This is a genomic window from Rhodococcoides fascians A25f, from assembly GCF_000760935.2.
In the GTDB taxonomy this organism is placed as follows: Bacteria; Actinomycetota; Actinomycetes; order Mycobacteriales; family Mycobacteriaceae; genus Rhodococcoides.
In genome coordinates this window covers 3,555,003-3,567,324 of record NZ_CP049744.1, presented here as the reverse complement: position 1 = coordinate 3,567,324, position 12,322 = coordinate 3,555,003, and the positions used below count along the sequence as shown (strand labels likewise).

At 64.4% G+C, this 12,322-nt stretch carries 9 protein-coding genes; 6 read left to right on the top strand and 3 right to left on the bottom strand.

The window, feature by feature from the left end; translation table 11 throughout:
- The first annotated feature begins 284 nt into the window (after nucleotides 1-284).
- A complete protein-coding gene (gene secA, locus BH93_RS16790; RefSeq protein ID WP_037174475.1) occupies nucleotides 285-3,176 on the top strand; it encodes a preprotein translocase subunit SecA in 2,892 nt (963 codons plus the stop codon).
- Nucleotides 3,177-3,208: 32 nt separating this feature from the next.
- On the opposite strand, the gene BH93_RS16785 is transcribed toward secA, so the two are convergent.
- Nucleotides 3,209-3,775: an Rv3235 family protein gene (locus BH93_RS16785; RefSeq protein ID WP_155290954.1), complete on the bottom strand. Its 567-nt coding sequence runs from the start codon at nucleotides 3,773-3,775 to the stop codon at nucleotides 3,209-3,211.
- Nucleotides 3,776-3,972: 197 nt separating this feature from the next.
- On the opposite strand from BH93_RS16785, the gene BH93_RS16780 reads away from it, so the two are divergent.
- The 5 genes from BH93_RS16780 to BH93_RS16760 all read left to right on the top strand — a co-directional run bounded on the left by BH93_RS16780 (nucleotide 3,973) and on the right by BH93_RS16760 (nucleotide 9,974).
- The gene (locus tag BH93_RS16780) at nucleotides 3,973-5,418 is read left to right on the top strand and encodes a WS/DGAT/MGAT family O-acyltransferase (RefSeq protein ID WP_032376903.1); all 1,446 of its coding nucleotides are present in this window, start codon (nucleotides 3,973-3,975) and stop codon (nucleotides 5,416-5,418) included.
- Between the two features lie 11 nt (nucleotides 5,419-5,429).
- Entirely contained in the window at nucleotides 5,430-5,954 is a 525-nt protein-coding gene (locus BH93_RS16775) for a DUF6912 family protein (protein WP_032376904.1), read from the top strand.
- Between the two features lie 120 nt (nucleotides 5,955-6,074).
- A complete protein-coding gene (locus BH93_RS16770) occupies nucleotides 6,075-7,190 on the top strand; it encodes a ferredoxin reductase (RefSeq protein ID WP_037174473.1) in 1,116 nt (371 codons plus the stop codon).
- A 108-nt stretch (nucleotides 7,191-7,298) separates the two neighbouring features.
- Complete coding sequence (locus BH93_RS16765; protein ID WP_032378136.1) at nucleotides 7,299-8,600, top strand: fatty acid desaturase family protein; 1,302 nt, start codon at nucleotides 7,299-7,301, stop codon at nucleotides 8,598-8,600.
- 123 nt (nucleotides 8,601-8,723) lie between these two features.
- Nucleotides 8,724-9,974 (top strand): fatty acid desaturase family protein, encoded by a 1,251-nt coding sequence (locus tag BH93_RS16760; protein WP_032376905.1) that lies wholly within the window; start codon nucleotides 8,724-8,726, stop codon nucleotides 9,972-9,974.
- Nucleotides 9,975-10,019: 45 nt separating this feature from the next.
- Here the strand turns inward: BH93_RS16760 and rsgA are convergent, their stop codons facing one another.
- Nucleotides 10,020-11,054, bottom strand: a complete 1,035-nt coding sequence (gene rsgA, locus BH93_RS16755; RefSeq protein ID WP_196249118.1) for a ribosome small subunit-dependent GTPase A — start codon at nucleotides 11,052-11,054, stop codon at nucleotides 10,020-10,022.
- Nucleotides 11,006-12,322, bottom strand: a complete 1,317-nt coding sequence (gene aroA / locus BH93_RS16750; protein WP_032376907.1) for a 3-phosphoshikimate 1-carboxyvinyltransferase — start codon at nucleotides 12,320-12,322, stop codon at nucleotides 11,006-11,008. Before aroA ends, rsgA begins: the two co-directional genes overlap by 49 nt.

Genomic DNA, 12,322 nt, shown 5'->3' with positions numbered 1-12,322 from the left:
CCGGGGGACATGATCCCCACGTCGGGCCTGCAGTGCTGTGTCGATGCCGTGTCGGTGTTGTCCGGATGGCCGACCCGGGATCTCCTACGACCGACACTCGGTTTGCCGCGCCCGCAGCCGCACCGCCTACCATGGACGCGTTCGGGTCACCCGCCGCGCAGATGCCGTGGTGATGGACCCGTGAGCTCGTACTGTGATGCAGTGTTGTTCGCAACGCAGTGTTGTTCGTGATGCAGTTGTTCGTGTCAGTACCCGTGAACCGAGGATCGAGGACGAGAAAGCCCGTGCCGTCGCTGTCGTTTTCCAAGCTGCTCCGTGTTGGTGAAGGTCGCATGGTCAAGCGCCTCAAGAACATCGCTGACCACGTCTCGACCCTGTCTCCCGACGTCGAGAGCCTTTCCGACGACGAACTGCGCGGCAAGACCGCGGAGTTCAGGGAGAGGTACTCCGCAGGGGAGAGCCTGGACCAGCTGTTGCCCGAGGCCTTCTCGGTTGCTCGTGAGGCGTCGTGGCGCGTTCTCTCGCAGAAGCACTTCGATGTTCAGGTCATGGGCGGTGCCGCTCTGCACTTCGGCAACATCGCCGAGATGAAGACCGGTGAAGGTAAGACGCTGACCTGTGTTCTTCCCGCTTACCTCAACGCCATCTCGGGCGACGGTGTGCACGTGGTGACGGTCAACGATTATCTCGCCAAGCGTGACTCGGAATGGATGGGCCGCGTCCACCGCTTCCTCGGTCTCTCGGTCGACGTGATCCTCTCCGGTATGACGCCGGTGGAACGCCGCGCCGCGTACGCCGCCGACATCACCTACGGCACCAACAACGAATTCGGGTTCGACTACCTGCGTGACAACATGACGCACTCGCTCGACGACCTCGTGCAGCGTGGGCACAACTTCGCCGTCGTCGACGAGGTCGACTCGATCCTCATCGACGAAGCTCGAACGCCGCTGATCATCTCGGGGCCGGCCGACGCGTCGAGCAAGTGGTACGGAGAGTTCGCCCGTATCGCGCCGATGTTGAAGGTGGACACCCACTACGAGGTCGACATTCGTAAGCGGACGATCGGTGTGCACGAAGCAGGCGTCGAATTGGTCGAGGATCAGCTCGGCATCGACAACCTGTACGAGGCCGCCAACTCGCCGCTGGTGAACTACCTGAACAACGCGATCAAGGCCAAAGAGCTCTACACCAAGGACAAGGACTACATCGTCCGCGACGGCGAGGTCATCATCGTCGACGAGTTCACCGGTCGCATCCTGGTGGGACGCCGCTACAACGAAGGTATGCACCAGGCAATCGAGGCCAAGGAGAAGGTGGAGATCAAGGCCGAGAACCAGACTCTGGCCACGATCACACTGCAGAACTACTTCCGCCTGTACGACAAGCTCTCGGGCATGACCGGTACGGCCGAGACCGAGGCCGCAGAGCTGCATCAGATCTACGGTTTGGGCGTCATTCCGATTCCGACGAACCGTCCGATGGTCCGCGTGGACAACGGAGACCTGATCTACAAGACCGAAGAGGCCAAGTTCGACGCCGTCGTCGACGATGTGGTCGAGCGGCACGAGAAGGGCCAGCCGGTCCTCATCGGTACCACCAGCGTCGAGCGCTCGGAGTACCTGTCGAAGCAGTTCACCAAGCGGGGCGTGGCCCACAACGTGTTGAACGCGAAGTTCCACGAGCAGGAAGCGACCATCATCGCCGAGGCCGGTCGGCAGGGCGCGGTAACGGTTGCGACCAACATGGCCGGCCGCGGTACCGACGTCGTTCTCGGCGGTAACCCGGATATCCTCGCCGACCTGAAGCTCCGGAAGCAGGGCTTGGACCCGGTCGAGACCCCCGAGGAGTACGAGGCCGCGTGGGAGCCTGCTCTGGAAGAGGTCAAGGCGCAGGTCAAGGCCGACGCGGACACTGTTCGCGAGGCCGGCGGCCTGTACGTCCTCGGTACCGAGCGGCACGACTCGCGTCGTATCGACAACCAGCTCCGAGGCCGCTCGGGCCGTCAGGGTGACCCGGGAGAATCGCGTTTCTACCTCTCGCTCGGCGACGAATTGATGCGCCGATTCAACGGCGGCGCACTCGAGTCGATCATGACCCGGCTCAACCTGCCCGACGATGTGCCGATCGAAGCCAAGATGGTGTCCAAGGCCATCAAGAGTGCTCAGACCCAGGTCGAGCAGCAGAACTTCGAGATCCGCAAGAACGTCCTCAAGTACGACGAGGTGATGAACCAGCAGCGCACCGTCATCTACGAGGAGCGGCGGCGCATCCTCGAGGGTGCCGACATGGAGGGTCAGGTCGAGGGGATGATCACCGACGTGATCACCGCTTACGTCGACGGTGCCACCGCTGAGGGGTACGTGGAGGACTGGGATCTCGAGCAGCTGTGGACCGCGCTCAAGACCCTCTACCCGGTAGGCGTGGACCACAAGGTTCTGGCCGGGGAGAACGAGGACGGCGAGAAGGGCGACCTCAGCCGCGACGAACTACGTGAGGCGCTGCTCGAGGACGCGCGGGCGGCTTACGCCAACCGTGAAGCCGAGATCGACGGTATCGCCGGCGAGAACGGGATGCGCGAACTGGAGCGGCGAGTGCTGCTGTCCGTGCTCGACCGCAAGTGGCGTGAGCACCTCTACGAGATGGATTACCTCAAAGAGGGCATCGGCCTGCGTGCGATGGCGCAGCGCGACCCGCTGGTCGAGTACCAGCGCGAGGGCTACGACATGTTCCAGGGCATGCTCGACGGTCTGAAGGAGGAGTCGGTCGGCTTCCTGTTCAACCTGCAGGTCGAGGCGACGCCGGCTCCGGCCGGACCTGCGGCCTCGGCAGGTCTCGCCGTGGCTCCGGGACTGGCGTCTCCGGTGGGCTCGGGCCGCCCGGCACCGACACCCGCCGCGCCACCCGCACCGACGGCTCCTACACCCACTGCCCCTGCGCCTGCCGCTCCTGCAGTGCCCTCGGCTCTGCGGGCGAAGGGTCTCGACGAGCAGGAAGAGCAGAGATTGACCTTCTCCGGTCCGGCCGAGGGTGGCGGCACCGATGTCCGCCGATCGGGTGCGTCGGCCGGCGGCAGTGATTCCACCGTCGATGGCACCCGCCGTGAGCGTCGCGAAGCGGCGAGGGCGCAGAGCAAGGCCCCCAAGAAGACTGCTCGCTCCAAGCGCAAGAGGTAGGGGATCACGGTCGCCTCACCGCGAGGCGACTTTCATCCCACTCGCAACGACGTGACCGTCCACCCGGGACGGCGTGGATCGACTGCCAGTTCGATCCGGCCGGCGAAGGCGAACATTCGCGGGCCGCGGGTGTACGAGCCGAATATCTCTGCCGAGACATCGGACTGATACACGACGTGGACTCGGTGCACGGCGGCGAATCCGAGCCGTCGCCCCGGCGGTGGGTTGCGCACGATGGTTCGTACCAGGTCGATCATCGGTGTGGTGAACAACACCGAGAGTTGATCGGCGCTCCGTCGGCGGTCGATCACTTCGATCAGCATGCGCATCGCGCGGTCAGCCGACGACCGCGCGTCGGCGGGAACGACCGGCCGACCGACCGGCTCGGTGCGTCGTCGAGAGCGGTTGCTGCGCACCGACGTTCGATGTACCACCGGCCTCGGCTCGGTTGCCGCCACCGGATCCCACGTGTGCACGGTCGTGGACGAGAGCGGCGGCTCGAAGGGAGCGGCGCGCGAGAGGAAGCAGTGCGGCTCGGCGTGTGGTCGGGGGCTCGTCCCGAAAATACGCGGGGTGTCCGGCGGTTCGTTCGATTCCATGACGCTCACACCGACATTGACGGTCCCCGGCGGTGTTCGGTTCCCCGACGAACCAGGTCGATTCCGGCGACACGAGTCCTCGACCGACCCCACGACCGGCGCTCGTCCGCCACGTACTCTAGGTTCGAGCCACACCGCGCGCCCGGCCTACTCGAACGGGTGCGAACTCCACGCAAGGACGGAGACTGGAACACGCGATGGCGACCAGGCTGACAGCGCAGGATGCGTCGTTCTATTTTCTCGAGGCCAGTAGCAGTCCTATGCACCTCGGCTCGCTCGCGATCTTTCGAACCCCGCGCAGCGGGTTCAGTTACGAGCGTCTGCTGTCGTTGGTCGAACAGCGTTTGGCGCTGGTTCCCCGGTATCGCCAGAAAGTGCGCGAAGTCGCATTCGGGCTGGCCAGACCGGTATGGGTCGACGACGCGGATTTCGACATCACCTACCACATCCGGCGCTCGGCGCTTCCGAAGCCGGGTTCGGATGATCAGTTGCACGATCTGATCGCACGGCTGACGTCGCGACCCCTCGACCGCACTCGGCCTCTGTGGGAGATGTACCTGGTCGAGGGACTGTCGAAGAATCGTTTTGCCATCTTCACCAAGTCCCACTCGGCGCTCGTCGACGGCGAGCACGCCCTCGACATCGGTCAGGTGATCCTCGACGCGAGCAAGAATCCGCCGCCGGTTGCCGAGGAACTGTGGATGCCCGCTCGCGAGCCCAAGGATTCTGCTCTCGTCATCGACGCGCTGACCGAGTTGGTCGTGCGGCCGGGGGAGAGTATCGAGGCTCTGCGTGGCGCAGTGAACGGCATGGCCGGTGTCGCAGGTGACGCGGTGCGTGCTGCGGGCAAGGTTGCGGCCTTGCTGCGCACCGCGACCCAGAGCGCTCCGTCGAGTCCGCTCAATGCTCCGATTTCGCGAAACCGCAGATTCGCGGTGGCCAAGACCGAGCTGTCGGACTATCGCAAAATCCATAATCGCTTCGGTTGTTCGATCAACGACGTGGTGCTCGCGGTCGTCACCGGCGCGCTGCGAAACTGGTTGCTTTCGCGCGGCGAACCCGTGACCGCGTCGTCGACGGTCCGGGCCATGGTGCCGATGTCGGTGTACGTCTCCGCCGATCGCGTCGGTTTCGGCGATGTGGGCGACAGGCCTGCCGAGCCGGCCGAGGACGATCGCAGCGAGATCTCGTCCTTCCTCGTCGACCTGCCCGTCGGTGAGTCGAATGCGGTGGTTCGGCTCTCGCACATCGCACACGCCACCGAGGCGCACGCCAATCAGAGTCGCGGCGTCACCGCGCAGACACTGATGCGCATCACCGGATTCGCGCCTGCGAGTCTGCACGCCATGGGTGCCCGGGCCGGGAGCCGACTGTCTCAGCGGGTGTTCAATCTCATCGTGACCAACGCTCCCGGGCCGCAGTTCCCCCTCTACGTCGGCGGCGCACGCATGCTCGAGATGTATCCGGTCTCTCCGTTGTTCGAGAACCAGGCGATGAGTATCGGGTTGACGTCGTACGACGGTTTCGTGTTCTTCGGGCTCAATGCCGATCGAGGTGCCATGCCCGACGTGGACGTGGTGACGGCGTTGCTGCACGAGTCGCTGGAAGAATTGGTCGACGCGAGTAACGAATCGAGAGTGTGAGGTCTTCTGCAATGCGTGTCTACGTTCCGGCGACGCTGGAGTTCTTGAAAGTGTTGTCGGCGGACGGTGAATTCAGCCCGGTCTCGCGGACGGCGTTCGCGGTGACGCCGACTCTGCGTGAGGCATATTCCTCCGGCGACGACGAGGAGCTGGCCGAGGTGGCGATGGGGGAGGCCGCCAGGGCCTCGCTGCGCTTGATCGCGGCGGCCGTCGACGACGAAGCCGACTCCGGCACGGTCGCCGAGGGGGTGGTGTATCGACGAGCGGTGATCGCAGCCGATGTGGACGACCCCACCCTGCGACCCGATCTCGACGATGCCGTCGTCCGGTTGAAAGAGCCCCTGCGGATGGATCAGGTCGCGTCGGTGCACGTCGATCTCGAAGGGGCAGAATCGGCAGTCGCGAAGGCTGCGGCGGCCGTCGATGCTGCCGACATGGGTGACGCCGACGCGGAGTTCGTGCTCGGAGACGCCGAGGATCACACGTTGGCGTGGTACGCCCCGCAGGAGTTGTCGTTTCTCCTCGAACTGCTGTGATTACGCTGTGATCGTCCCCGCACCGTCGTGGCAAAGGTGACCCTGACCCCGAACCTACGGTAGCGTAACCTCGATGGCCGGATGCGGCTCGGAGTCTCGATCGAGGGAATGGAACACCCGATGGATCTGAAGAAATGGCTGGAAGCTCCTGCGGCCGGCGTCTCGGCACCCAGGCGTCCCAGACTGAACATGGTGCGCGGTGCTTTCACCCGTATCACCACTCCCTTGTTGCCGGACGACTACCTGCATCTGGCGAACCCGTTGTGGTCGGCGCGTGAGTTGCGAGGCCGCATCGTGCGAGTGGAGCAGGAGACCGCGACCGCGGTGACGCTGGTGATCAGGCCTGGGTGGGGCTTCAATTTCGACTACCAGCCGGGTCAGTACATCGGAATCGGTTTGCACCTCGGCGGACGGTGGCACTGGCGGTCGTACTCGCTGACCTCGCCGCCGAACTGGGAAGACAAACTGATTTCCATCACGGTCAAGGCGATGCCCGAGGGCTTCCTGTCCTCGCACCTCGTCGGCGGCGTGCCGCAGGGAACAATCGTTCGGCTGGCCGCGCCGAAGGGGAATTTCGCGCTGCCGGTTCCGCCGCCGAACAAGATCCTGTTCGTCACTGCGGGCAGTGGTATCACTCCGATCATCTCGATGCTGCGCGCACTGGATCGACACGGGGACATGCCCGACACGGTGCACATCCATTCGGCTCCCACCGAGGACGAGGTCATGTTCGCCGCCGAGCTCTCCGCGTTGGAGAAATCTCATACCGACTTCACCTCTCATGTGCAGCTGACGCGATCCGACGGCAAGTTCGCGCTGGCCTCGCTGGACGAGCTGTACCCCGATTGGCGGACGCGCGACACCTGGGCCTGTGGCCCCGCGGCCCTCCTCGAAGAGATCGAGAAGACCTGGAAGCGCGAGGGCATCGAGGACAGGCTTCACCTCGAGAGGTTCGAGATCTCCCGAGCCGACACTTCCGGTGCCGGCGGCACCGTTACGTTCTCCAAATCCGACCGGAACATTGCTGTCGACGGGGCTACGAGCCTTCTCGAAGCCGGCGAGAGTCTCGGAGTTCAGATGCCGTTCGGCTGCCGGATGGGTATCTGCCAGACGTGTGTGGTCCCGTTGACCGCAGGGCACGTCATCGACCTCCGTTCCGGCAAGGAGCACAGCGAGGGCGATCGTGTGCAAACGTGCATTTCCGCTGCTGCGGGCGACTGCACATTGGAACTGTAGGTCTGTTTTTCGCACACTGCCTTCTCAGGCTGTTCGGTTACGCTTACGTAGGTTGCCCATGCCGAACCACGATATTTCGGGCACTGCACTCAACTGTTGGAGGACCCGGTGGCCATCACCGATATCAAAGAATTCGCGCACCTGAGCGAAGAAGACATGGAAGCGTTCGGTCGTGAACTGGATGCGATCCGCCGCGACGTCGAAGACAGCCGCGGCGAGCGCGATGCGGCCTACATCCGTCGGACCATCAGGGTGCAGCGTCTGCTCGAGCTCGGCGGGCGCGCAGTGCTGCTCGGTAGCAAATATCGACCGGCATGGCTTGCCGGGACTGCGATGCTCAGCGTCGCGAAGATCATCGAGAACATGGAGCTCGGCCACAATGTGATGCACGGGCAGTGGGATTGGATGAACGATCCGGAGATTCATTCCACCTCGTGGGAGTGGGATCAGACCGGACCGTCGGAGCAGTGGAAACGCGCCCACAACTACTCGCACCACACCTACACCAACATCGTCGGCATGGACGACGACATCGGCTTCGGCATCCTGCGCATGACCCGTGACGAGCCGTGGAAGCCGATCAACCTCATTCAGCCGCTCGCCAACATCGTGCTGGCCACCACCTTCGAGTGGGGCATCGCACTGCACGATTACGACGCTCAGAAGCAGCTGGACGGCGAGGACGAGAAAGGTCTGCTGAAGTCTCCGGCGAGCCGCGCATTCGCGCGCAAGATCGCCAAGCAGGTCGGTAAGGATTTCGTCCTGTTTCCGGCACTGTCCGGCCCGGCGTGGAAGTCCACGTTGACCGCCAACGCCACCGCCAACCTGGTCCGGAATCTGTGGGCGTACGCGGTGATCTTCTGTGGTCACTTCCCGGACGGTGCGGAGAAGTTCACGATCGGTCAATTCGAGACCGAGACCCGCCCCGAGTGGTACCTGCGTCAGATGCTGGGCAGTGCGAACTTCGAAGCCGGTCCGGCCATGGCTTTCATGAGCGGCAACCTCTGCTACCAGATCGAGCACCACATGTTCCCGGACCTGCCGAGCAACAGGTATTCGGAAATCGCCGAGAAGGTGCACGCGCTGTGCGAGAAGTACGACTTGCCGTACACCACAGGGTCGCTCGGCAAGCAGTACCTGCTGGCGCTGCGGACCATCCACAAGCTGTCGCTGCCCGACTCGTGGTTGCGAGCCACGTCCGACAACGCTCCCGAGACGTCGTCCGAGCGGCGTTGGCGGGTCGGCGATTCGCCCGCCGTTCATGCGCTCCGGATCGATCCGCTCACCGGGCAGCGTCGAGGCCTGCGTTCGGCCATGCAAGAGGCGCGGGTGAGCTTGCGCAACGCGAAGAAGGAAGCCAAGCGTCAGGCCAAGGCTCTCCGCCGCTCGGGCGACCGCGTTTCGTTGTGAATCGTCACACAGATTTCCGCCACTAACCTACGGAACCGTAAGTTACGATACGGTAGGTGACGGAATTGCACATAGCGCATACATGCGTGCTGTGTGTTCACGACTGCCAGGAGGTTTTTTCCCATGGCGATTACGGACGTCAAAGAATACGCGCATCTGACCGACGCTGACATCGAAGCGCTGGGCCACGAGCTCGACGCGATTCGGCGGGACATCGAGGCGTCTCGCGGCGAACGCGACGCCCGGTACGTCAAGAACACGATCCGCTTGCAGCGCTCCCTCGATATCGGCGGCAGGGCCGTGCTGTTCGCCAGCCGCCGCCGTCCGGCGTGGCTGGTCGGAACTGCCATGCTCGGGGTCGCCAAGATCATCGAGAACATGGAACTCGGCCACAACGTCATGCACGGACAGTGGGACTGGATGAACGATCCGGAGATTCACTCCACCTCGTGGGAGTGGGACAACACGGGTCCGTCGGCGCACTGGAAGCAGACGCACAACTACATCCACCACAAGTACACCAACGTGTTGGGTATGGACGACGACGTGGGCTACGGCCTCCTCCGGGTCACCCGCGATCAGCGGTGGAAGCCCTTCAACATCGGCAACCCCGTCTACAACCTGCTGCTGCAGTTGTTCTTCGAGTACGGAGTGGCGCTTCAGCACCTCGAACTGGGCAAGGTGGCCAAGGGCCGAGTGCCGCGCGAGGAATTCGAGCAGAAGCGGCGCGAAGTACTGGAGAAGGTCGGCAAGCAGATCGGCAAGGACTACGTCCTCCATCCATTGCTCACCGGTCCCGCCTGGAAGAGCACGTTGACGGCGAACATCGTCGCCAACATGATGCGCAACGTGTGGACCAACACCGTCATTTTCTGCGGCCACTTCCCCGACGGTGCGGAGAAGTTCACCAAGTCCGACATGGAAGGCGAGACGCAGGGGCAGTGGTACCTGCGTCAGATGCTCGGCAGCGCGAACTTCAACGCCGGTCCCGTCATGGAGTTCATGAGCGGCAACCTGTGCTACCAGATCGAGCACCACCTGTTCCCCGACCTCCCCAGCAATCGACTGCGGGAGATCAAGGTTCGGGTTCTCGAGCTCGCCGAGAAGTACGACCTGCCGTACACGACCGGTTCGATCGTGCACCAGTACTTCCTCTCGTGGCGCACCATCGCGAAGCTGTCGCTGCCCAACAAGTACTTGAAGGCAACGAGCGACGATGCTCCCGAGACCGCGTCGGAGCGCAAGTGGGCCGATGCTCCAGCCGGCCTGTTCACCGTCGACCCGGAGACCGGCAAGCGTCGCGGTCTGCGCACGGCAATCGCGGAAACCAAGAAGCGCAAGGGAATTCGCAAATTGGTCGGCAAGGCAGCCTGACCGACGCCGATTCGGTAGCGAAGCCTGGTAGAGACCCTCGGGTGTCTACCAGGCTTCGTTCGTTCGAACGGCTTCGAGAAGTAGACGAACGGCAGCGACGCGTCGTGCCGCGTCCCCGGTGAGCGAGTCGAGGGCACATTCGGGATCGGCCGGAGGGCCGAGGTGGGTGCACCCGCGCGGGCAGTCTTCGATCGTGTCGGCCAGATCGGAGAACGCGGCGACGACGTTCTCGGGGGAGATGTGCGCGAGTCCGAACGATCGGATACCCGGCGTGTCGACCACCCAGCCGCCGCCCGGCAGCGGTAGCGCCACCGACTGTGTCGAGGTGTGACGGCCTTTTCCGACGCCCGAGACCACTCCGGTGGCCCGATAGGCATCGGGCACCAATCTGTTGACGAGAGTGGATTTTCCGACGCCCGAGTGGCCGATGAGGGCGGTCACGTCGTTCGTCAGCATCGCGGTCAGTTCGGTGAGGTCCTCGGACTGACCCGCCAACACCACGGGGACATCGAGATCGGCGAATGCGGCGGTGAATTCCTCGGGGGCGGCCAAGTCGCTCTTCGTCAGGCACAGCACGGGTTCGAGGCCACCGACGTACGCGGCGACCAGAGCTCGTTCGACGAAACCGGTGCGCGGCGGCGGGTCTGCGAGTGCCGCCACGATGAGCAACCTGTCTGCATTGGCCACCACGACGCGCTCGAACGGGTCGGTGTCGTCCGCGGTGCGCCGCAGGACCGTGCGGCGCTCGGCCACGCGCACGATACGAGCCAGGGTGTCGACCTTGCCCGACAGGTCTCCCACTATGTCGACTTCGTCGCCCACCACGATCGGGGTCCGGCCCAGCTCGCGGGCGCGCATCGTCACGACCGGTCGAGTCGGGTCACCGCCGAGCACACAGCCCCATCGGCCTCGGTCGACCGAGACGACCATTCCTGCTTCGGCGTCGTTGTGTTCGGGTCGCGTCTTGGTGCGTGGGCGAGAACTCTTACCCGGTCGAATGCGGACGTCGGATTCGTCGTATCGACGGGCGGTCAGGAGCCGACCTCGCTCGATGTGGTGGTGGACAACATTGCGTCCCAGAGCTTCTCGAAGCCCGGAAGGGTCTTGGCGGTGGTGCCGATGTCGTCGACCTCGACGCCGGGGACGCGCAATCCGACGATGGCGCCGGCCGTGGCCATCCGGTGGTCGGCGTAGGCGCGCCAGCTGCCGCCGTGCAGCGGTACCGGATCGATCCTGATGCCGTCGTCGGTTTCCACCGCACGCCCACCGAGCCGGACGATTTCGGTGGTGAGCGCCGCGAGTCGGTCGGTCTCGTGACCACGCAGGTGGGCGATGCCGCGGAGAATCGACGGTCCCTCGGCCAGGGCTGCGAGCGCCGCGACCGTCGGTGTCAGCTCGCCGACGTCGTGGAGATCGAAGTCTATGCCGCGCAACGTATCCGGACCCTCGACCGTCAGGGTGCCCGCAGTCAGATCGACCCGAGCGCCCATCAGCGCGAGGATCTCGCGAATCGCGTCACCGGGCTGGGTGGTCGACTGTGGCCAATTCGGCACGCGCACTCTGCCTCTCGTGACGGCTGCGGCGGCCAGGAACGGGGTGGCATTGGACAGATCCGGCTCGATGATCCACTCGATCGGTGTGATCGGACCCGGGTACACACGCCAGGTGTTCGCGTCGCCACCGGTTTCGGGAGTGTCCACACGTACTCCGGCTCGCCTCAGCATCTCCACGGTCATGTCGATGTGCGGCATGGACGGAACGGGCTTACCGGTGTGGTGGATCTCGATTCCCTCGTCGAACGCCGCCGCCGAGAGCATCAGACCGGAGACGAACTGCGAGGATCCCGAGGCGTCGATCTCGACGGCCCCGCCTCGCAGCGAGCCCGTACCGCTCATCGTGAACGGAAGCGCACTGCCCTCGATCTCGGCACCCACGGCGCGCAGTGCGTCGAGGATCGTGTCGAGAGGGCGGATGCGTGCTTGCTCGTCGCCGTCGAAGGATACTTCGCCGTCGGCGAGTGCAGCGAGAGGCGGCACGAAGCGCATGACGGTACCTGCCAGCCCGCACTCCACCGATCCGCCGTGCAGCGGTGCCGGAGTGACTCGCAGTGTCGTCCTGTCGTCGTCTGCGGCGGTGATGTCGATTCCCAGAGTCGTCAGAGCGTCGATCATGAGGTCGGTGTCACGGCTGCGGAGGGCACCGACGATCGTCGACGGGCCGGACGCGAGGGCAGCGATGATCAGTGCGCGATTGGTGATGGATTTCGATCCGGGCAGTGTGACTGTTGCATCGACGGGTGCGGCCGCGGCGGGTGCTGTCCAATTGCTCACGCGTCCATCTTCGCTCAT

What these genes read in the sequence shown, in the direction of transcription:
- BH93_RS16780 (WP_032376903.1), top strand. Translation starts at nt 3,973, where the DNA reads ATGGCGACCAGGCTGACAGCGCAGGATGCGTCGTTCTATTTTCTCGAG.
- BH93_RS16770 (WP_037174473.1), top strand. Translation starts at nt 6,075, where the DNA reads ATGGATCTGAAGAAATGGCTGGAAGCTCCTGCGGCCGGCGTCTCGGCA.
- BH93_RS16760 (WP_032376905.1), top strand. Translation starts at nt 8,724, where the DNA reads ATGGCGATTACGGACGTCAAAGAATACGCGCATCTGACCGACGCTGAC.
- BH93_RS16775 (WP_032376904.1), top strand. Translation starts at nt 5,430, where the DNA reads ATGCGTGTCTACGTTCCGGCGACGCTGGAGTTCTTGAAAGTGTTGTCG.
- BH93_RS16785 (WP_155290954.1), bottom strand. Translation starts at nt 3,775, where the DNA reads ATGGAATCGAACGAACCGCCGGACACCCCGCGTATTTTCGGGACGAGC.
- aroA (WP_032376907.1), bottom strand. Translation starts at nt 12,322, where the DNA reads ATGAGCGAAGATGGACGCGTGAGCAATTGGACAGCACCCGCCGCGGCC.